18 protein-coding genes and 1 tRNA gene are annotated in these 20,203 nt (G+C 71.4%); 8 read left to right on the plus strand and 11 right to left on the minus strand.

Translation table 11 applies throughout. The features are described 5' to 3' along the window. Positions 1–51 precede the first annotated feature (51 nt). Positions 52–888: an MBL fold metallo-hydrolase gene (locus tag VSH64_RS31335; RefSeq protein ID WP_326566352.1), complete on the plus strand. Its 837-nt coding sequence runs from the start codon at positions 52–54 to the stop codon at positions 886–888. A 70-nt stretch (positions 889–958) separates the two neighbouring features. Here the strand turns inward: VSH64_RS31335 and VSH64_RS31340 are convergent, their stop codons facing one another. Genes VSH64_RS31340 through VSH64_RS31350 form a run of 3 tightly spaced genes read right to left on the minus strand, consistent with a single transcriptional unit; the run spans position 959 to position 4,130 of the window. Further along, on the minus strand, positions 959–2,020 hold the full coding sequence (locus VSH64_RS31340; RefSeq protein ID WP_326566353.1) for a sensor histidine kinase: 1,062 nt from the start codon (positions 2,018–2,020) through the stop codon (positions 959–961). Beyond that, positions 2,017–2,718 carry a response regulator transcription factor gene (locus VSH64_RS31345; RefSeq protein ID WP_326566354.1) on the minus strand — a complete coding sequence of 234 codons (702 nt, stop codon included), beginning with the start codon at positions 2,716–2,718 and terminating at the stop codon, positions 2,017–2,019. Before VSH64_RS31345 ends, VSH64_RS31340 begins: the two co-directional genes overlap by 4 nt. An 8-nt stretch (positions 2,719–2,726) precedes the next feature. Further along, positions 2,727–4,130, minus strand: coding sequence for a hypothetical protein (locus VSH64_RS31350; protein WP_326566355.1), 1,404 nt, complete (start codon positions 4,128–4,130; stop codon positions 2,727–2,729). A 144-nt stretch (positions 4,131–4,274) separates the two neighbouring features. Here VSH64_RS31350 and VSH64_RS31355 point away from each other — a divergent pair, with 144 nt between their 5' ends. From VSH64_RS31355 to VSH64_RS31375, 5 genes are read left to right on the plus strand one after another with little or no spacing between them, the layout of a single operon-like run. Beyond that, a complete protein-coding gene (locus VSH64_RS31355) occupies positions 4,275–4,934 on the plus strand; it encodes a glycosyltransferase family 2 protein (protein ID WP_326566356.1) in 660 nt (219 codons plus the stop codon). Next, positions 4,931–5,614 (plus strand): TIGR04282 family arsenosugar biosynthesis glycosyltransferase, encoded by a 684-nt coding sequence (locus tag VSH64_RS31360; RefSeq protein WP_326566357.1) that lies wholly within the window; start codon positions 4,931–4,933, stop codon positions 5,612–5,614. The genes VSH64_RS31355 and VSH64_RS31360 overlap by 4 nt, the downstream gene beginning before the upstream one ends. Further along, positions 5,611–6,240: a class I SAM-dependent methyltransferase gene (locus VSH64_RS31365; RefSeq protein WP_326566358.1), complete on the plus strand. Its 630-nt coding sequence runs from the start codon at positions 5,611–5,613 to the stop codon at positions 6,238–6,240. Before VSH64_RS31360 ends, VSH64_RS31365 begins: the two co-directional genes overlap by 4 nt. Then, positions 6,237–7,643, plus strand: a complete 1,407-nt coding sequence (locus tag VSH64_RS31370; RefSeq protein WP_326566359.1) for a molybdopterin-dependent oxidoreductase — start codon at positions 6,237–6,239, stop codon at positions 7,641–7,643. Before VSH64_RS31365 ends, VSH64_RS31370 begins: the two co-directional genes overlap by 4 nt. Then, the gene (locus VSH64_RS31375; protein ID WP_326566360.1) at positions 7,640–8,092 is read left to right on the plus strand and encodes a hypothetical protein; all 453 of its coding nucleotides are present in this window, start codon (positions 7,640–7,642) and stop codon (positions 8,090–8,092) included. The genes VSH64_RS31370 and VSH64_RS31375 overlap by 4 nt, the downstream gene beginning before the upstream one ends. A gap of 166 nt (positions 8,093–8,258) precedes the next feature. Here VSH64_RS31375 and VSH64_RS31380 read toward each other — a convergent pair whose 3' ends face one another. The 8 genes from VSH64_RS31380 to VSH64_RS31415 form a co-directional block, all read right to left on the minus strand. Next, complete coding sequence (locus VSH64_RS31380) at positions 8,259–8,384, minus strand: hypothetical protein (protein ID WP_326566361.1); 126 nt, start codon at positions 8,382–8,384, stop codon at positions 8,259–8,261. Positions 8,385–8,504: 120 nt separating this feature from the next. Next, positions 8,505–9,905 (minus strand): S1C family serine protease, encoded by a 1,401-nt coding sequence (locus tag VSH64_RS31385; RefSeq protein WP_326566362.1) that lies wholly within the window; start codon positions 9,903–9,905, stop codon positions 8,505–8,507. 79 nt (positions 9,906–9,984) lie between these two features. Then, a complete protein-coding gene (gene galT / locus VSH64_RS31390; RefSeq protein WP_326566363.1) occupies positions 9,985–11,067 on the minus strand; it encodes a galactose-1-phosphate uridylyltransferase in 1,083 nt (360 codons plus the stop codon). Then, positions 11,064–11,864 carry a DeoR/GlpR family DNA-binding transcription regulator gene (locus tag VSH64_RS31395; RefSeq protein ID WP_326566364.1) on the minus strand — a complete coding sequence of 267 codons (801 nt, stop codon included), beginning with the start codon at positions 11,862–11,864 and terminating at the stop codon, positions 11,064–11,066. Before VSH64_RS31395 ends, galT begins: the two co-directional genes overlap by 4 nt. Before the next feature lie 109 nt (positions 11,865–11,973). Further along, a complete protein-coding gene (locus tag VSH64_RS31400) occupies positions 11,974–13,377 on the minus strand; it encodes a sensor histidine kinase (RefSeq protein ID WP_326838072.1) in 1,404 nt (467 codons plus the stop codon). A gap of 29 nt (positions 13,378–13,406) precedes the next feature. Continuing rightward, positions 13,407–14,099: a response regulator transcription factor gene (locus VSH64_RS31405; protein ID WP_326566365.1), complete on the minus strand. Its 693-nt coding sequence runs from the start codon at positions 14,097–14,099 to the stop codon at positions 13,407–13,409. A 52-nt stretch (positions 14,100–14,151) separates the two neighbouring features. Then, on the minus strand, positions 14,152–14,772 hold the full coding sequence (locus tag VSH64_RS31410) for a trimeric intracellular cation channel family protein (RefSeq protein ID WP_326566366.1): 621 nt from the start codon (positions 14,770–14,772) through the stop codon (positions 14,152–14,154). Next, positions 14,773–15,426 carry a response regulator gene (locus VSH64_RS31415; RefSeq protein ID WP_220244425.1) on the minus strand — a complete coding sequence of 218 codons (654 nt, stop codon included), beginning with the start codon at positions 15,424–15,426 and terminating at the stop codon, positions 14,773–14,775. Positions 15,427–15,665: 239 nt separating this feature from the next. On the opposite strand from VSH64_RS31415, the gene VSH64_RS31420 reads away from it, so the two are divergent. Both VSH64_RS31420 and VSH64_RS31425 read left to right on the plus strand, forming a co-directional pair. Beyond that, positions 15,666–15,738: transfer RNA gene (locus tag VSH64_RS31420), tRNA-Arg, on the plus strand. Positions 15,739–16,895: 1,157 nt separating this feature from the next. Beyond that, positions 16,896–20,030 (plus strand): BTAD domain-containing putative transcriptional regulator, encoded by a 3,135-nt coding sequence (locus tag VSH64_RS31425; RefSeq protein WP_326838073.1) that lies wholly within the window; start codon positions 16,896–16,898, stop codon positions 20,028–20,030. Positions 20,031–20,203: the final 173 nt, after the last annotated feature.

A 20,203-nucleotide genomic window follows, 5' to 3' on the forward strand; every position in this document is an offset into this window, starting at 1 on the left:
GTAGGTCACTTCCCGGAATTAATTCCCGACGCCGTGATCTTGGTCGTGTGCATGCGATCTATCGAGGTGGGGAACATCGAGATCCATGCGCTGGCCGACGGTCGGATCCGCCTGCCGGCGCCGTTCTTCCCGGGGCTCGACGCCGCGAGACACCCCGGCGCGTTCGCGGAGGACGGCACCGTCCACGTGCCCACGGGCGCGTTCCTCGTGCGCGGCAACGGCCGCACGATCCTCGTCGACGCGGGACTCGGGCCGAGGGAGATCGAGTTCCCCGAGGGGCAGCGGCCCGACGACGGCGACATGGGCGCGGGCGGTGGTCTGCCCGTCGCGCTCGCCGAGGTGGGGTGTTCGCCGGCGGACATCGACACCGTCGTGCTCACGCACCTGCACTCGGACCACGTCGGCTGGTTGGCGCCACAGGGAAAGCCGTATTTCCCGAATGCCGTGGTGCGCTACGGCGCGCAGGACTGGGCCGCGCTCGTGGAGCCGGTCGGGCGGCACGACTGGACGCGGATGGGCCTGGAAACCGTGCGCAGCCACGGACATCTTCAGTCGATGCTCGGCGACGCGGAGATCGCGCCGGGAGTCGTGGCGCGGCACGCGCCCGGGCACACGCCGGGGCACTACGTCGTGGACATCACCGCGGACGACCGTCGCGTCGTGCTGCTCGGCGACGTGCTGCACACTCCGGCACAGCTGGTGGACTCGAACATCCGGTTCATCAGCGACAGTGATCCGTCGCCGGCTTTGCTGACGCGGCAGCAGTGGCTGCGCCAGGTCGCGGGAACGGACACGATCGTCGCGCCCGCGCACTTCCCGGGGATGCAGTTCTTCCGCGTGACGGCGGACCGGGTGGCGGAGCCGGTGGACACGGTCGCCGTCGGCTGATCCGGCGGTCCACTGGTCCGTCTGTCCATTCGCTCAGCTGTCCACTGTGGTCAGCCGCACGCGTGGCGGTTCAGACGGCGGCGGCGACCTGGGCCAACGGCAGCCGGACCTCGAACCGGCAGCCCGGGCCGTGGTTGTGCACGCCGATGTGACCGCTGTGGGCCTCCACGAGGCCCTTGGCGATCGCCAGCCCGAGGCCGCCGCCGGACGTGGTGCCGCTGCGGTCGGGGGTGCGGGCCTGGGTCCCGCGGAAGGCGACGTCGAAGACGCGGCCGATCTCGTCTTCGGGGATGCCGCCGCAGGAGTCGTCGACGGCGAGGATGGCCTGGTCGCCGTCGATGCCGAGCTGCACGGCGACGGTGCCGTCGGGCGGGGTGTGGCGGATGGCGTTGGACACGAGGTTGCGCACGATCCGCGCGAGCTCCGGGTCGCTGCCGGACACCACCGGCCACGCCTCGGCGTTTTCCAGCACCCGCACGCGTTTGCGCTCGGCCACCGGCGACTGCGCGGCGACGGCGTCGCTCACCACGTCGCGCAGCGGCACGGCCGACATGGTGAGCTCCAGCGCGCCCGCGGTGATGCGGGAGAGCTCGAACAGGTCCCCCACCATGCCCGAGAGCCGGGTGGTCTCGCCGCTGATCCGCTGGGCGTAGTCGGCGACCTCGTGGCGTTCGGAAACCACGCCGTCGGCCAGCGCCTCGGCCATGGCCTGGATGCCGGCGAGCGGGCTGCGCAGGTCGTGGCTGATCCAGGCCACGAGCTCGCGCCGGGAGGCCTCGGCGGCGCGTTCGCGTTCGCGGGCCTCGCGTTCCCAGACGCTGCGGCGCGCGATCACGCGGCCGAGCACGATCGCGGCGGGCACCGTGACGAGGGCGACGAGCAGGCAGACCAGCAGCTCCGTCATCAGGGCCTCGGTGAACATGAAGCCGCTGATGCCGATCACGCCGACGAGCAGCGCGACCACCGGGATGAGCACGAGCACCGTCATCGTGGTGGCCAGCGAGCGGTTGCGCAGCCGGTAGAGAACCAGCCCGCCCACCGCCGCCACCGGAAGCGCGAAGAGCAGCGCGAACGGCAGGATGTGGAGCACGTGGCTGAGCATGTCCAGGGCGGATTCACCGGCGTTGATCATGACTGCTCCCGGTCGTAGCGGTAGCCGACGCCCCAGACGGTGGCGACCCGAGTCGGCTTGGCCGGGTCACGTTCGATCTTTTCGCGCAGCCGTCGGACGTGGACGGTCACCGTGGACTGGTCGCCGAAGTCCCAGCCCCACACCTTCTCCAGCAGGTCGGCGCGCGAAAACGCGACGCCGGGGTGGCCGAGGAAAAACGCGAGCAGGTCGAACTCGCGCGTGGTCAGCGGCAGCTCCGCGCCGGCGAGCGTGGCCTGGCGGGCGGTCATCTGCAGCCGCAGGTCGCCGTCGACGAGTTCGGGCGCGGGCGGGGCGGCGCGCGGCATGCGGGCGCGGCGCAGCACCGAGGCCACGCGCAGCGCGAGTTCCTTGGGGCTGAAGGGTTTGGTCACGTAGTCGTCGGCGCCCAGCTGCAAGCCGGCGATGCGGTTCTCCTCCTCGCCGAGGGCGGTGAGCATCACGATCGGCACGTGGCTCACCTGGCGCAGGCGGCGGCAGACCTCCAGGCCGTTGATGCCCGGCATCATCACGTCGAGCACCACGAGGTCGGGCTCGCGGTCGGCGAACAGCGCGAGGCCCGCGGCGCCGTCACCGGCCACGTCGACGGTGAAGCCGGCCACCTCGAGGTAGCGGCGGACGACGTCGCGCACCGTCTCGTCGTCGTCGACCACGAGCACCCGCCCGGCCTGGTCTTCCATGCCTCACCTCACCAGCTCGTCAGAAGAAGGTGGTTGACCGCGAGCGCGACCAACGCCTGTCCGGCCAGCCACCAGCGGCGGCCGGGCGTGGGCAGCAGCGCCGCCATCGGCAGCAGCCACACGCCGAACGGTAGCCAGATCCGTTCGACCTCCGCCTTCGACAGGCCGGACACGTCGGCGAACACGATCGTGACCACGGCGGCGATGCCGAGCAGCAGCACCGGGTCGCGCAGCAGGCCACGGCGTTCGCGGACGGCTCCGGTGACGCCACGCCGGGCCGCGGCCACCACGGCCGGGCCGACGGCGACGGCGACGGCGGCCACGTCGGCCCACACCCAGTACGAGTATGGCCGAAGCTGTGCGATGCCCTGGTAGTAGCGCTCGACCACGAGGTGGTAGCCGTCGAGCCACCAGAAGCCGGCCAGCGCGAAGGCGGCCACCACCGCCAGGGCGCCGACCACGGCCAACGCTGCGGCCCGCCACTGCCGGCCGAGCACGGCGGCGGCGAGCGCGACCAGACCGAGCAGCACGAGGCCGTAGGAGAGGAAGGCGCCGTAGCCGAGCAGCACGCCCGAGGCCAGGGCGGTGGGCACGGCGTAGCGGCGGCCGTGCGTGAAGCCGACGGCCGCCAGCGCGAGCAGGGCGACGCCGGTGGCCGTGACGCCGGCGAAGAGGCCGTCGGCGGACACGCCGAGCCAGACCGCGCCGGGCGAGAGCACGGCGAACGGGAGCACGGCGCGGGCCGCGTCCTGCCGGCCGAGCAGGGAGACCGTGGCCGGCACGGCGACGGCGACCAGACCGGCGACGAGCACCACGGCCGTCGAAGCCCAGGCGCCGCCGCGCAGGCCGAGGTGGTCGAGCCAGACGAACACGAGCGTCGCGCCCGGCGGGTGGCCCGACACGTGCGTGGTCCAGGAGTTCGGCTGGAAGTCGAGGATGCGGGAGGTGAACTCGCGCAGGAAGCGCGGGATGTCGGTGATGCCGGGCACCTCGTGCAGGTACTCCTGCGGCGTGGTGAGGCGGCCGGTGAAGCCGCGCGACCAGCCGTCGACCATCGCGAGCGAGAAGATCCAGGCGAGTGACGTCGCGTACCCGGCGGCGAGGGCCCGTCGCCAGGACAGCCGGGCCGCGACGGCGGGGCCCCACAGGACCACGGCGGCCGCGACCAGCACGGCGAACACCGAGCCCGGGCCCACATGGGGCAGCCAGTGGGCGAAGATCGGCGCGGTGGGCGCGTAGATCACCACGCCGGAGTTCGGGCGGTTGTAGTAGATCCCGACGCCGGCCGCGGCGGCGACCAGCACGAGAGCGGCGCCGACCACGATCAGGTCACCGCGCACGCCGGTGCGGGTGGGCTCGGAGGGCGGCGCTGGCGGCTCGGCGAGCCGCGCGGCCGAAGTCGACTCGCTCATCGACCGCACGATAACCCTGGTTCAGTAGGTGCACCGGGGTGAACGCGGCAGCTGTGAGAACTCGGTAAGAACTGCGCGCCCGTCATGATTCGGTAAGCACCACAAGGGTTCTCGACCGTCCTTTACGGACCTAGCGTACGCGGGGTGACCGAACTTGAGGTAGACGTCGTGCTGCCGTGCCTCGACGAGGCGGGGGCCTTGCCCGGCGTGCTGGCCGCACTGCCGGCGGGGTTCCGCGCGATCGTGGTGGACAACGGCTCGTCGGACGGCTCGCCCGACGTGGCGGCCGCGCTCGGCGCGAAGGTGGTGCACGAACCGCGCCGCGGTTACGGCGCGGCCGTGCACACGGGGCTGGAAGCCGCGACGGCGGACATCGTGTGTTTCGCCGACGCCGACGGCTCCCTCGACCTCGCCGACCTGCCGCGCCTGGTGGCGGCGGTGGAAGCGGGCGCCGACCTCGCCGTGGGCCGGCGGGTGCCGACGCACCGGGGGGTGTGGCCGTGGCACGCGCGGGCGGGCAACGCCGTGCTCTCGCTGCTGTTGCGCAGCCGAGGGCTGCCCGTACGTGACATCGCGCCACTTCGGGCCGCGCGGCGGGACGCGTTGCTGAGGCTGGGGATCACCGACCGCGCGTTCGGCTATCCGCTGGAGCTGCTGATCCGTGCGCAACGCGCGGGCTGGCGCGTGCGGGAGTTCGACGTGAGCTACGGCGAGCGGGCGAAGGGCACGAAGTCGAAGGTGTCCGGGTCGGTGCGCGGCACGCTGCGCGCGGTCCGCGACTTCGGGCGGGTGCTGGCGCGATGACCGCCCGGTTCTGCGTGCTCGTGGTGGCGAAGGCGCCCGTGCCCGGCTTCGCGAAGACGCGCTTGTGCCCGCCCGCGACGGCGCGGCAGGCCGCGGAGATCGCCGCGGCCGCGTTGCTGGACACGCTCGACGCGGTGTGCGCGACGCCGGGAGTGCTGCCCGTGGTCGCGATGACCGGTGACCTCGGTGCGGCCGCGTGCGGCAGCGAGATCGGGCGCTCGCTGCGGCGGGCGACCGTGATCGCGCAGCGCGGCTGGGACTTCGGGGCGCGGCTGGCCAACGCGCACGCCGACACGGCGTCGGTGCACGCCGGGCTGCCCGTGCTGCAGATCGGCATGGACACGCCGCAGGTCACGCCGCAGCTGCTCGCCTCGTCGATCGCGCCGGTGTTGCGGAGCCGGCACGACGCGGTGCTGGGGCCGGCGGAAGACGGCGGCTGGTGGGCGCTCGGCCTGCGCGACCCGCACCGGGCGCAGGTGCTCGCGGGGGTGCCGATGTCGCAGGAGGACACCGGCGCTCGCACGCTTCGGGCGCTCGAAGCGACCGGCTTGTCGGTGGGCTCGCTGGCCGAGCTGTCCGATGTGGACACGATGGGAGACGCCGTGCGCGTGGCTGCGGAGGCCCCGCGTGGGCGGTTCGCGGCAGCGGTGCGCGCGGTCGAAGGACGGGAAGTGGCGTGAGGAAACTGAGTACCGGCACGGAGTTCGACCGCGGGCTGCTGGGGCAGCACTGCTGGCTCGAACTGGCCAACGGCGACCGGGTCGACCTGCCGGTGGACCGCTGGACCGAGGGCTGCGACCTGGGCGACACCGTGCTGCTCGACGCGTGTGACGGCCCGACACTCGACATCGGCTGCGGCCCGGGCCGGCTCACGGCCGCGCTGGCCAGGCGCGGTGTGGTGGCACTGGGCGTGGACAGCTCCCCCACCGCCGTGCGGCTGACGCAGGAGCGCGGCGCGGTGGCGTTGCGGCGCGACGTGTTCCAGCCGCTGCCCGGCGAGGGGCGGTGGCACCACGCGCTGCTGGCCGACGGGAACATCGGCATCGGCGGCGACCCGGTGGAGCTGCTGAGCCGGCTCCACGAGCTGATCACGTTCGACGGTGACGTGCTCGTGGAGCTCGAGGCGCCGGGCCAGGGTCTGCGGCGGGAGGCCGTGCGGCTGCTGCCCGGCAGGTCGGGGCCGTGGTTCGGCTGGGCGTGGGTGGGGGCCGACGCGATCGCGGAGGTGGCGATGCGCGCGGGCTTCCGCGTGGACTGGACCACGAGCCGTGGCCACCGCTGGTTCGCACGGCTGGAGCGAGCATGACCGACGAGAACGCACCCGGCGAGAACGCACCTTCCGAGAGGCCTGCCGAAGGGGCCGTGGGCGTCGAAGAACCCGAACCGCCCCGGGAGCCTCGGCTCGTGGCGGCGTGGCGGAAGTTCGACGCGCACGTGTCCGGCGCGCAGGCCCGGTTCGGTGAGCGGGCCGCGCAGGCGCGGGCGGGCGTGGCGCACGCGAAAGTACAGGCCGCGCAGGCGAAAGCGCGGGTCGACGAGCAGATCGAGAAGCTGCCGATCCCGCGGGAAGAGCAGTTCAAGGGCGGCGCGCACGGCGAGCGGGTGACGGCGCGGATCGGCGCGTTGCTGGGCCTGGCGTTCCTGATCTGCTTCGTCACCGGCCTGCTCAGCCACCTGATCCAGCACCCCCCGGGCTGGTTCTTCTGGCCCAGCCGCCCCGTGTGGCTCTACCGCGTGACGCAGGGCGCGCACGTGATCTCCGGCATCGCGGCGATCCCGCTGCTGCTGGCGAAGCTGTGGAGCGTGTTCCCGAAGCTGTTCGAGCGGCCGTTGGTGAAGTCGCTGCCGCACGCGCTGGAACGTCTGTCGATCCTGGTGCTGTCGGGGTCGGCGTTCTTCGAGCTGAGCTCGGGGCTGCTGAACGTGGCACAGAACTACCCGTGGAACTTCTACTTCCCGGAAGTGCACTACGCGGTGGCGTGGGTGGCGATCGGGTCGGTGGTGGTGCACGTCGCGGTGAAGCTGCCGATCGTGCGGCGGGCGTTGACCCGTGAGGTGAAACCGGCTTTGGTGGCGGCGCCGGAAGATCTGCCACACGAACGGCCGCAGCCGGTTGCCGGATTCAGCCGGCGGGGTTTCCTGCGGACCACGTGGATCGCGACCGGGGTGGCGGTGCTGTCCACGGCCGGTGCGACAGTGCCGTGGCTGAAGGACGTGTCGGGACTGTCGTGGAAAACCGACAAGGGGCTGCAGAAGCTGCCGGTGAATCGCACGGCCGTGGCGGCGCGCGTGACGCGGACGGCCGTCGACCCGGCGTGGCGGCTGTCGGTGGTGACCCGAGGTGGCACGAAGCAGCTCACGCTGGCCGATCTGCGGGCGTTGCCGCAGGTGAGCACCGATCTGCCGATCGCGTGCGTCGAGGGCTGGAGCCAGATGGCGAGCTGGCGCGGGATCTCGTTCCCGACGTTGCTGCGCGCGGTGGGCGCCGAGCCGGGCGCGGAGGTGCGCGTGTCCTCGCTCGACAAGACCGGCCTGTACGGCGCGAGCACGCTGCCGGGCGAGCACACGGCCGACGAACTCACGCTGCTCGCGCTGGAGCTCAACGGCGAGGTGCTCGACGTCGACCACGGCTACCCGTGCCGCGTGATCGCGCCGAGCCGGCCCGGGGTGCTTCAGACGAAGTGGGTCGAAAAGCTGGAGGTGCTGTGAAGATCATCAGGATCGTGCTCGCGCTCGCCGGGCTGGCGGCGCTGGGGTTCGGCGCGTCGCTGTTCGTGGACTACGCGGCGCCGGCGTGGCCGGACAGCGTGAAGACCGTGCTGTGGATCGGCGGCGGCCCGATCGTGAACGACGCGATCTTCGCGCCGGTGGCGGGCGTGCTGGGCCTGCTGCTCTCGCGGGTGCTGCCGACCCCGTGGCGAGCGCCCGTGCAGGTGGGCGCGGTGCTCACGGCCGTGCTGGGGTTCATCGCGTTTCCGTTGCTGTGGCGCACTTACGGCGTGTTCACCAAGCCGGGCCTGCACGACGGCAACACGTGGCTCGGGCTCGGGCTGTCCCTGGCGGTCGTGTGGGCCGTCGTGATCGGCGCCGGCGTGACGCGAATGGTGCTGGCACACCGCAAACCGCGCGGCCCGGTGCGCGAAACCGTGCGCGCGTAACGGAACGCGAAGACGCCGAAGACCTCTCCGTACCGCCTCCGACTCGGTACGGAGAGGTCTCCGTGCGGGGTGTGAGGTGCCCACAAGTTGTGGCGCCTAAACCTCGAATCCCAGGAATTTTCCTTGTGGGGCAAAGAACCTGGTCACAGCGTCGGAAACGGCCGGGTCAGGGCGCGAGCGCCTTGATGATCGTGTTCGTGAGCTGGTCGAAGTAGGCGTCGTCGGTGCTGCTGGGGATCACGACGGCCGACGAGCAGCCCTGGCACCGGCAGCCCGCCCCGGAAACCTGCAAAAAAAGACGGCCACGCGCGACCGGCATCAACTGCCCGGTCGCGCGTGGCCTTCAAGGGGTCGGCCCCTGCCCAGGGGGTCGAGCCGTGGTTGGTCTCGGCCGCGCCTGGCGGCCGAGCGATCAGTTGGCCGGGACGGGCTGGCCGCCGAGGGTCACCGGGACCGTGCGGCCGCCGGAGAGGGTGAAGGTGACCTTCTCGTCGGGGGCTCGCGTACGGATGGCCGCGATGAGCGTGTCGGCGCTGTCGATGGTGCGGTCGTCGATCTTGGTGACGATGTCGCCCGACTTCAGGCCGGCCTTCTCGGCCGGGCTGCCCGGCGTGATGTCGCCGAGCTGGGCGCCGCCCTGCGGGGCGTCGGCGACCTTGGCGCCGATGAACGTCTGCGTGGCGTGGCCGGTCTTGATGATGTCGTCGGCGGTGCGGCGGGCCTGGTCGATCGGGATGGCGAACCCGATGCCGACGTTGCCGCCCTGGGTCTGGCCGCCCTGGCCACCCTGGCCGTTGTTGGGGCTGTAGATGGCCGAGTTGATGCCGATGACCTGGCCGTTCATGTTGGCGAGCGGGCCACCGGAGTTGCCGGGGTTGATCGCGGCGTCGGTCTGGATCGCGTCCATCACCGTGGTCTGGTCGGTCTCGTCGCCGCCGGCCTGCACCGGGCGGTGCAGCGAGCTGACGATGCCGGACGTGACGGTGCCGCTGAGCTCGAACGGCGAGCCGATGGCGACCACCGGCTGGCCCACTCGCAGGTCGTCGGACCTACCGAGCTCGACCGGGGTCAGGCCGCTCACGTTGTTGACCTTCACCACGGCGATGTCGGTGGTCGGGTCGCGGCCGACGACGCTCGCGGCGGCCTTCTTGCCGTCCTGGAACACGGCCTGGATCTGGCCGCCGTTGGCGGCGACCTCGACCACGTGGTTGTTGGTGAGGATGTAGCCGTCGGTGCTCAGCACGAACCCGGAACCCTCGCCGGCGGCCGTGCGGCCGGACACCTGCAGCTCGACGACGCTCGGCGACAGCTTCTGCGCCACCGACTCGATGGAGCCGGCCGGGGCGTTGCCCGTCTGCTGCGCGGGCTTCGGCTGGTCGAGCGCGTTGACCGACGGACCGGACGAGCCCCCCGTGAGGTACCCGACGGTGCCACCCGCGACGCCACCGATCACCAACGCGATCGCGGCGACGCTCGCCAGCAGCTTGCCCGAACCGGACTTCTTCGGCGCAGCCGGCGGCACGCTGTACGTACCAGGGGCGGCGTACTGCTGCTGCGTGGTGCCACTGGTCGGCGGATACGGGTTGTAACCCATCGGGCCGGCCTGCGGACCGGGCTGGGCGCCCTGCGCCGACCACGGGTTGGGCGCCGGGTAGCCCGGCGTCTGCTGCGCCTGCTCGCCGTAGGTGGGCTGCTCGCCCGAAGCGGGGGCGGTGGGCTGACTCCAGGCCGCCTGCCCCTCGGTGCCCGGCTGGGCACCCGGGTTCTGGCGACCCGCCGCGGAGTCGTGCGCGTGGGGGTCGTTCTCGGTCATGTCCTCACCTAAGCTGCCGGGCCTGAGAGGTTCCTGAGCCGAACCTGTGTTTCGCAGATGAGTATGCCGCGCCCGGTCCTCAGCCCGCCGCGCGAAGACGCTCCGCGATCTGCTCCGGCGTGGCGTCGTTGATCCACACGGCCATGCCCGACTCGGAGCCCGCGAGGTACTTGAGCTTGTCCTTGGCGCGCAACACCGAGAACAGCTCCAGGTGCAGCCACGCCAGGTCACGATCGCGGCGCACGGGGGCCTGGTGCCAGGCGGCGATGTAGGGCAACGGGCGGTCGTACAGCGCGTCGCAGCGGCGCAGCACGTCGAGGTACACGCGGGCGAAGTCGTCGCGTTCGGCGTCGGTGAGCGCCGAGATGTCGGGCACCTGCCGGTGCGGCACGACCTGGATGTGCACGGGCCAGCGCGCGGCCGGCGGCACGAACGCCGTCCAGTGCTCCCCCTCGGCGATCACGCGGGCGCCGGACTTCTGCTCGGCGGCCAGCACGTCGCCCATCACCGCGCGGCCGTGTTCCTCGCGGTACGCGCGCGCGACGTCGAGCATCCGCTCGGTTTTCGGCGTGACGAAGGGGTAACCGTAGATCTGGCCGTGGGGGTGCGACAGCGTGACGCCGATTTCCTCACCGCGGTTTTCGAAGGGGTAGACCTGCTCGACCCCCGGCGTCTCGCCGAGCGCGAGCGTGCGGTCGGCCCACGCGTCCACGACGAGCCGCACCCGCTCGGGGCTCAGCTGCGAGAACGAGCCGCCGTGGTCGCTGCTGAAGCACACGACGTCGCACCGCGCCCGGCCCGGCGCCGTCGGCACGAGACCGAGTCCGTCCACAGTGGACGGCTCGCCGTGCGCGTTCTGCGAGAACGACGGGAACCGGTTCTCGAACACGACCACGTCGTAGTCGGCTTCGGGGATCTCGGTGGGCCGCCCGGGCGTCGAGGGGTCGAGCGGGCAGAGGTCGGCCGGCGGCTTGTACGTGCGTGTCTGCCGGTGTGCGGCCAGGGCCACCCACTCGCGGGTGAGCGGGTCGAGGCGGATCTCCGACGCCGCGGCCACCGGCGGGAGGTCCCGGGTGTCCTCGGCGGTGCGCTCGGGCCCGCCGTCGTGGTCGAAGTAGATGATCTCCCGGCCGTCGGCCAGGTGTCGCAAGGTGCGTTTCACGCGTCTTCTGCCTCGAGGTTCTCCGCCGTTTCGGCGATCATCAGTTCTCCGACCCGCTCGGTGAGGCTCTCCCTCGCCGAATCGGGAAGTCCGTCGTCGGTCACCACCACGTGGGCCTCTTCGAGGTCGGCGATCGTGGAAATGCCCACGGTGCCCCACTTCGTGTGGTCGGCGAGCACCACGAGCCGCCGGCCGGCTTCCACGAGCGCGCGGTCGGTCTCGCTTTCGGTGAGGTTCGGGGTGGTGAACCCGGCGCTCTCGGCCATGCCGTGCACGCCGAGGAAAACCAGGTCCAGGTGCAGCGAGCGCAGGCTGTGCACGGCGACCGGGCCGACGAGCGCGTCGGACGGCGTGCGCACGCCGCCGGTGAGCACCACCGTGCGGTCGGGTTGCGTGGACGCGCGCAGCACGTCGGCGACCTGGATCGAGTTGGTGACGATGGTGAGGCCGGGGATCGGGTCGAGCGCGCGGGCCAGCGTCCACGTGGTCGTGCCGGCGGAGAGGCCGATGGCGGTGCCGGGCTTGACCAGCCCGGCCGCGAGCTCGGCGATGGCTTCCTTCTGCACGCGCTGGCGCACGGACTTGGCCTCGAAGCCGGGCTCGTCGGTGCTCTTGCCGACCACCGAGGTCGCGCCGCCGTAGACCTTCTCGACGAGACCGCGGCCGGCGAGCACGTCGAGGTCGCGGCGCACGGTCATGTCGGACACGCCGAGCCGCTCGACGAGGTCACTGACCCGGACCGCGCCGGTCCGGCGTGCCTCCTCGAGGATCACCGCCTGCCGCTGACGTGCGAGCACCGCCACTCCTCAAGCACGAACCATCAACCACACAAAATCCTACACGATCAAACATGCGGTGGGTGGAACGTGCCACTCGAGGCATCCCCCGGACGGGCGAAGACCGAGGTCAGCCGGGCGCGCCGGGCAGCCGGATCGTGAACAGCGCGCCGCCTTCCGGAGCGTGCATGGCGTACACCGCGCCGCCGTGGCGCTCCACCGCCTGCTTCACGATCGACAGGCCGAGGCCGGAACCCGGCAGCGTACGGGCTTCCGACGAGCGGTAGAAGCGGTCGAACACCTTCGGCAGGTCCTCGTCGGCGATGCCCGGGCCGGTGTCGGCGACCTCGACCACGGCCGTGCCGTCGCCGAGCGGCCGCAGCGTGAGCCGCACGCGTGAGCCGGCGGGCGAGAACTTCACCGCGTTGTCCAGCAGGTTGAGCACGGCCCGTTCGAGCGAGCTGTTGTCGCCGGTCAGGACCCACGGCTGCAGGGACACGTCGAACTCGATGTCACCCGCTCGGCGGCGGGCTCGGTACAACGCACGCTCCACGACGTCGACGAGCTCCACGCGTTCGGTCTGCTCGCGCGGCTCTTCCTGGCGGGCGAGCTCCACGAGGTCGCCGATGAGCTGGGTGAGCTCGTCGAGCTGGCCGCTGATGTCGGCCTCGATGTCGGCGCGGTCCTCCGCCGGCAGCGTGCGCGCGCCCGGCCGGCTGGCCGAGAGCAGCAGCTCCAGGTTGGTGCGCAACGACGTGAGCGGGGTACGCAGCTCGTGGCCGGCGTCGGCGACGAGCTGGCGTTGCCGCTCCTGCGACTCGGCGACCGTGCCGAGCATCGTGTTGAAGCTCTGCGTGAGACGAGCGAGCTCGTCGTCACCGCTCACCGGGATCGGGCGCAGGTCACCGGTGGCGGCCACGCGCTCGGCGGCCGAGGTGAGCCGGTCGACCGGCCGCAGCCCGGTGCGCGCGACGGCGGTGCCGGCCCCCGCGGCGACCACGATCCCGGCGCCGCCCACGAGGAACAGGACCACGGCGAGCTCGTTGAGCGTGCGCTTCGTCGGCTCCATCGACTGCGCGAGCACCATGGCCTGACCGTGGCCCGTCGGGAGCGCGACCACGCGGGTGTCCGTGGCCACGTCGGTGCGCAGCGACTGCGGCGACTGCCCCGTGGCCACGGCCAGCTCCAACGGCCCGTACGGCGGCGGCGAACCGGCCTGCGGGTAGATCAGCTTGTTGCTGTAGGCGTTGAGCTGGCCGATCTGCAGGTCGGCGCTCGCGAGGAACGCGCCCGGCACCTGCTCCAGCTGCGTCTGCACCTGCGGCGAAGCCACGGCCGCTTGGGCGCGCGCGAGCAGGTTGTTGTCGAGCTGCTGGTAGAGGTTGCTCGACACGATCATGTACGCACCCAGCGACACGAGCGCCACGGCGCCGGCCACACAGGCGGCGGCCAGCAGCGTGACGCGTCCGCGCAGGGAGAAGCGGCGCGTGCCCCAGCGGTCGCCGCGCGGGTCGGTGACGTCGACGGTGGTGATCGCCCGCGAGCCGAGAGGTGGGGTGTCGGTCACGGCGGGGTTTCGCGCAGGACGTAGCCCACCCCGCGCACCGTGTGGATCAGCCTCGGTTCGTTGTCCGCTTCCGTCTTGCGACGCAAATAGCCGACGTAGACCTCCAGCGCGTTGCCCGACGTCGGGAAGTCGTAACCCCATACTTCCTCCAGAATCCTTCCGCGGGTCAGCACGTGCTTGGGGTACGAGAGGAACAACTCGAGCAGCGCGAACTCGGTACGGGTGAGGCTGATCTCGCGGCCGCCGCGGCGGACCTCGCGAGTGCCGGGGTCCAGCGTGAGGTCGGCGAACGACAGCACCTCGCTCGTCTCGCCCTGCTGCGGGTCCGGCACGGCGCGGCGCAGCAGCGCGCGCAGGCGGGCGAGCAGTTCTTCGAGGGCGAACGGTTTGGGCAGGTAGTCGTCGGCGCCGGCGTCGAGGCCGGAGACCCGGTCGGACACGGTGTCGCGGGCGGTGAGCACGAGGATCGGCAGGTCGTCGCCGGTGCTGCGCAGGCGACGGGCCACCTCGAGCCCGTCGAGGCGCGGCATCATCACGTCCAGGACCATCGCGTCGGGCCGGTTGGCGAGGATCGTCTCCAGGGCCTGCGCACCATCGCTGGCGAGCTCGACGGTGTACCCGTTGAACTCCAGGGACCGCCTGAGCGACTCACGGACGGCTCGATCGTCGTCCACCACAAGGATGCGCATGACGTCAGTCTTACGCAGAGTGCTGAGACCCGCCTAAGAACACACGCAGAACTCACAAAGGATCGGTATCGCCCGGCCTGGCGACGGGCGCGTTCCAGTGCCGCCACAGAGCCACCAGCCGAATCGTTACCACCACGGCGGCCGCCACCACCGTGACCGCGGCCGACGGCAGTGGCAGAGCGTGACCGATCGCCACCAGCACCGCCCCGGCCAGCGCGGCCACGGCGTAGATCTCCCGGCGCAGGACGAGCGGGATCTCCCTCAGCAGCAGGTCACGCAACGCGCCGCCGCCGATTCCGCTGGTCATGCCGATCAGGCACGCGGCGTAGGCGGTGGCGCCGGCGTTGAGTGCGATGGTGGTGCCGGCCGTCGCGAACACGCCGAGGCCCAGCGCATCGGCGAGCAGCACCGCGCGCCGCAGCCGCGCGACCTGTGGGTGGAACGCGAACACGATCAGCGCGGTCGCCGCGCAGACGGCGAGGTAGGGCCAGTTCGAGAACGTGGTGGGCGGGTGGATGCCGAGCAGCACGTCGCGGATGATGCCGCCGCCCAGCGCCGTGGTGAGGCCGACCACGATCACCCCGAACACGTCGAGGCGCGCCCGGACCGCGGCCAGCGCCCCGGACGCCGCGAACGCCACCAGCCCGAGGAACTCGAGCGCGGTGAGCACCATCTACTGGTCGAGCAGCCCGCCGCGGTAGGCCAGCAGCGCGGCCTGCACGCGGTTGGCGGCGCCGATCTTCGACAGCACCGCGGACACGTACCCCTTCACCGTGGCCTCCGACAGGTGCAGCCGCCCGCCGATCTCCGCGTTCGACAACCCTTGTCCGATCAACGCGACCACCTCACGCTCCCGCTCGCTCAGGCTGGCCAGCAGCTTCCGCGCCGGCTGCGCGGCCCGCTGCTCGTCCCGATGGGACTGGACCATGCGCGCCGCCACCCCGGGATCCAGCACGGCACCGCCCTTGGCCAGGTCACGGATCGCGCGCAGCAGCGCCGACGGGTCGATGTCCTTGAGCAGGAAACCGTTGGCCCCGAGCCGCAGCGCCAGGCTCACGTACTCGTCGATGTCGAACGTGGTCAGCATCGCGACCATCGGCGGATCCGGCAGCGCGAGGATGGCCCGCAACGCCCGGATCCCGTCGTCGGGCGCCCGCATCTTGATGTCGAGCAACGCCACGTCGGGGTGATACCGGCGCGCCACCTCCACCGCGGATCTGCCGTCGCTCGCCTCACCCACGATCTCGATGTCCGCCGCCCCGGACATCATGGCGCGCAGGCCCGAACGAACCAACTCCTCGTCGTCCGCGAACATGAGCTTGATCAACGAAGCCCTCCGGCAGCCGGTGGTCGAAGCGGTCCCCCGCTTCCCGTTAAGGAAGATTACCTACTGTTGTTCAAGGTTTCGAAACCAGACACGACCAGGTGACGGTGTTGGTCCACGCGGGTCGCCGATCGTGCTGGTCCGAGCTCGCGAGGGTCCCCCACACGGGCGACGCCATCCGTCGGGCAGGTTGGTGCTTGTCTGGCGGTCGCCGACCGGTAGGCTGCTGTCTGGCTACACATGCCCTCGTAGCTCAGGGGATAGAGCACCGCTCTCCTAAAGCGGGTGTCGCAGGTTCGAATCCTGCCGGGGGCACCCGATTCGGCTGTCTGTACCCGCGGAGGGCGCGGGTACGGATCGGGTCCGAGTGTTTTCTGGGGGCCGAGCCCCCAGACCCCCGCCGGGGGCGAGCCCCCAGACCCCCCGGTGTGGCCGGGTTGAGTGGTGAGGGGTTCAGGAGCTGCGACCGTGGTTCGGCCGGTGCGGATCAGCCATATGGGGCCCGTGTGCCGGTGAGCGGTGGGGTTGCCGGACTTCGTTGTGTTGCGGTTGCGATTGTGTGGCACAGATTTCGCCGTGAATGTGTTTTGAATTTGGCGGGTGAAGTGGGCGGAGGCGGCCTGGGCAAGGGAATCGGCGGGGGTCGCATATTTCTGCCGAGGTGCGCCGGAGGGGATTGGTGCAGGGGAGGTGGCTCGACGGTTAACTGTTGTTATCGGCTGGAAAAACGGGGTGGCATAAAGCGTCGTGGGGCTCGCGTGCAGATGCACTTGCAGGCGGGACGCAGCGGCGTCGTCGGGTAGTGCGCGTGGGGTGATTGATGGGCGGGGATTCCGCGTTTCGCGATTAATTCGTTTGTGCAGCGCGGTGGCGCGCGCGAAGGGTGAAGCGGCTGAAGTCGGTCTGGTGGGTTGCGCGGTGGGCAAAGGGTTTCGTCAGGGTGGGGTGGCTAGCGGGGCCTAGCCTGGCTTCTGTGATGCGGATCGCACTGCGCCAGATGATTGATCATGCGGAAGCGGGATTTCGGGGCGGCGGCGACTCTTTGTGTGTTCGCGGCCCTGAATGTCGGGATATTCGCGGGCGGCGACCACGTGTGGGCGCTCGTTCATTCCAATGGGGGAAGGTGTGCGATAACTGTGCTGTCGGCAGCAGATTTTTCGCAGGGCCGAAGGTACCTCCGATCCTGCACTTTCGATTCTTGAGTTGCATTGGGGTGGCCTGGCGTCAAGTACCGTCGAAGATCGTCGGGCGGTGCCGGGGGACGGGGAGCCGAGGCCCCCACCGGGCACTGCCGACGCAGCATGGCCGGCTGCCCGGGGCGCGGGCAGCCGATGCGGGGGTCTGCGCGCGCGTTCCGGCCCGCGCCGATCAGGGAGGGGAGTTCCTTGCTGGAGAATCCGGGTGCCGTCCGATCCGCCTGCACGGCGTCCTCGGTCCGTGGCGCACCGATCGAACTGCGGTTGTTCGGCGAGATGGTGGCCTGTCGCCACGGTCACGAGGTTTCGCTCGGACCTCCGCGGCACCGAGCCGTGCTGGGGCTGCTGGTGCTGCGCCCCGGCCGGATCGTGCCCACCGAGCAGCTGATCGACGAACTGTGGGGCGAACAAGCTCCGCGCAACCCCATCTCCACGTTGCAGACCTACGTTTCGCACCTTCGCCGCCGGCTTCTCGCCGTCGGCGAGGTCGGCGAGGCAGAGCGGGCCGTGACCATCCGCCACCAGAGCAACGGGTACGTCACGGACATCGATCCCGCGCTGGTCGACACCCACCAGTTCGAGCGCCTGACCCGGCACGGCCGGACGCGCGCGACCGCGGGCGAGCTCGCGCAGTCGTGCGCCGACCTCGAGGCGGCGCTGGAGCTCTGGCGTGGTGATCCCTTCGCCGAGTTCACCTCGATCGAGCGCTTCGCCGAGGAGAGCGCCCGGCTCGAGCAGTTGCGGATCGCGGCTGTGGAAACCAGCGCCGAAAACTCGCTCGAGCTGGGCCGGCTCGACTCCGTGGTGGCCCTGCTGACGCCGGAGACGGCGCGGCACCCCAGTCGTGAGCGGATGGTCGGTCACCTCATGACCGCGCTGTACCGGACCGGCCGCCAGGCCGATGCCCTGATGGTGTTCGAGCGGACGCGCGCCTACCTGTCCGATGAACTCGGGGTCGACCCGAGCGCGGAACTGCGGCGGATCCACACCGCCATCATCCGCCAGGAAATCCCGGTCGACGTCCGGGTGCCCGCCCAACGACAGGACGGGCCCGCGGCACCGATCGAGCTTCTCGGCACGCCTCGCAGTTCGGAGCTCTCGCCCACCATGGAGCGGGACGAGCGGCTGTTCGGCCGCGCGAGCGAGCTCGCCGCCCTGACCGAGGCCGTCGAGGATTCCACGCGCCGGGGCGGGCACATCGTCGCCGTGGTCGGGGAGGCCGGGATCGGCAAGACCGAACTCGTGCTGCGTCTGCTGGGCACCCTCGACACGACCGCGCAGGACATCGTGCGGGCCACCTGCTGGCGCGCGGAAGGCACGCCGGGGTATTGGAGCTGGGCCCAGGTTTTCCGGGAGCTCACTCGGCTCCGCCCGGAAGCGGTGGCCGCGGCCCGCGAGCGGTTCGGTTCGCTGCTGGACCCGGTGTGCCTCGAGTGGCCGGTCTCCGCGGGTGAGCCCGAGCGCTCGGACACGGAGCGGTTCATGGTGCACGACGCGATCTGCTGCACGCTGCTGGACCTGGCCGACGAGCGGCCGATCCTGCTGGTGGTGGAGGACCTCCAGTGGGCGGACCAGGCGTCGGTCGACCTGCTCGACACCCTCAGCCGGCGCTCGAACGGCCACCGCCTCGGTGTGGTGGTGACCGTGTGCACCACGCGCATCGGGCACCACGGACCGCCGACCGACTTCACCGGCGACCTCCTGGACAACGCCCGCACCCGGACGCTCGAGTTGCGGGGGCTGCCGAACCCGGTGATCGCGTCGATGGCCGGCGAACACGTGGGCCGGCCAGTGCGGCCGGAGATGGTGAAGGTGCTGCGCGAACGCAGCGGGGGCAACCCGTCCATGCTCAAGCAGCTCATGCCGCTACTGCCCGAGCACGGCGACAGCGACACCGCAGAGGCCGTCGAAGCGGTCCGCGCCGGCATACCGGGCAGCTTGCGCGCCGCGATCGCGCGAGGCCTGGGCACGATGCCGGCGGCGATGCAGCAGGCGTTGCGGGCGTGCGCGGTCCTGGGGCCCGAAATCGACGTATTGGTGTTCGCCGAGATCGTGGACGACGTCAACCGGAACGCCACCCTTGACGCGCTGGTCGCGACCGGCTTGCTCCACCGGGATGCCCTGCGGCCCGGCTTGGTTCGCTTCGTGCTCGAGATCGTGCGCGAAGCGATCGATCAGGGGATGGACGACGACGATCGCAACGAGCTGCACCAACGGATTGCGCGAACGATGCTGGCCCGGCTGGACCACTCCGCTCCGCGCGTGCTCCAGACTGCCCACCACCTGTGGCACGCGGCGCCGGTGATGCCCGCCGATAGCGTTGTCCCGCACTTGCTGCGGGCGGGTCAGGACGCGGCGAAGCGCTTTTCCTACCGGGAAGCCGAACTGTGGTTCCGCCGCGGCCTGGAGCTGCTCGCGCGCGATCCCGCTGGGTCGCCTTCGCCTGATCTGTCCCGGACGTTGTCCGAAGGCCTCGCCGACAGCCTCGTCGCGACTCGCGGGTGGTCCGACGCCGAGGCCGGCGATCTCCACCGGCGGATCCTGGCCGCGCCGAAGTCCGCGGACGATCGCGAGCACGAGATTCTGATCCGCTGGAAGATGTGCTGCTCGAACATCGAAAGCGCGCGGTACGACGAGTGCGCGCGGCTGGCCGAGGAGATCCGGGAAATCGCGGGCTCGCGAGAAGATCCGTTCGCGGCCGGTGCCCTCGGCTTCCTCGCCGGTGTCGGCCTGCACATCCGGGGCAGGTTCGAGCCCGCGCTCGCCGAGTTCGAGTCCGCGATCGCGCTGATCGACGGCATGTCGCATTCGGAACGCCTTCGGCGCAGCGGGCAGCAGGACATCCGGGTGCCGTTGCGGTCCTACCGCGCGCTCACCCTCTGGCTGATGGGCCGGACCGAGGAGGCGCGCCGAGCGTGTGACGAACTGCTGGTCCTCACCGAGACCGACTGCCCGCCGATGGACCGGGCCTTCGCGCTCTACGCGCACTCCTTGACAGCCGCCCTCGACGACGACGTGGCCGAGGCGGCGCGGACCAGCAGCGAAGGTCTCGACCTGGCCGCCCGGTTCGGGCTCCGCGCTCTGGCGGCGCTGCTCCAGGTCATCCGGGGTTGGACCCAGGTCGAACCGGGCCGGTCACCCGACGACGGCATCATCCTGATGCGACAGGGCATCCGCGAGCTGTCGAGGATCAACACCCTGGTGCAGTCTCCGCTGCGCCTCGCCCTGCTCGCCCAATCCCTCCGAGCGGTCGGCCGGGCGGCCGAAGCGGACGAGGTGGAGCGGCGCCGGGCTGCGGAAGTCCGCCTTCGCGGGGAGATCGCCTACGGAGGTCCCGTTACCGCGCGCCGGCGCCCGGAAATCGCCAGGCACTCGGACGTCCTGACGGAATCGGAGGCCAGCAACCGCTGACCGAACGCGAACCCGCCGCCGGGCGCGACCTTTGGGCGCCGGCGGCGGGAACGAACGGGTGGACATTCGCCGAGGTGGCCGGCGACGCGGTTCGCGGATCGCCGGAACCGCGTTGGCCCAAAGCTTGAGGGCCTGGCTGTCGCCGGTGTTGGCCGAGGAGACCTCGACGGTCA

The sequence above is a fragment of the Amycolatopsis rhabdoformis genome (genome assembly GCF_035918295.1).
Classification (GTDB): domain Bacteria; phylum Actinomycetota; class Actinomycetes; order Mycobacteriales; family Pseudonocardiaceae; genus Amycolatopsis; species Amycolatopsis rhabdoformis.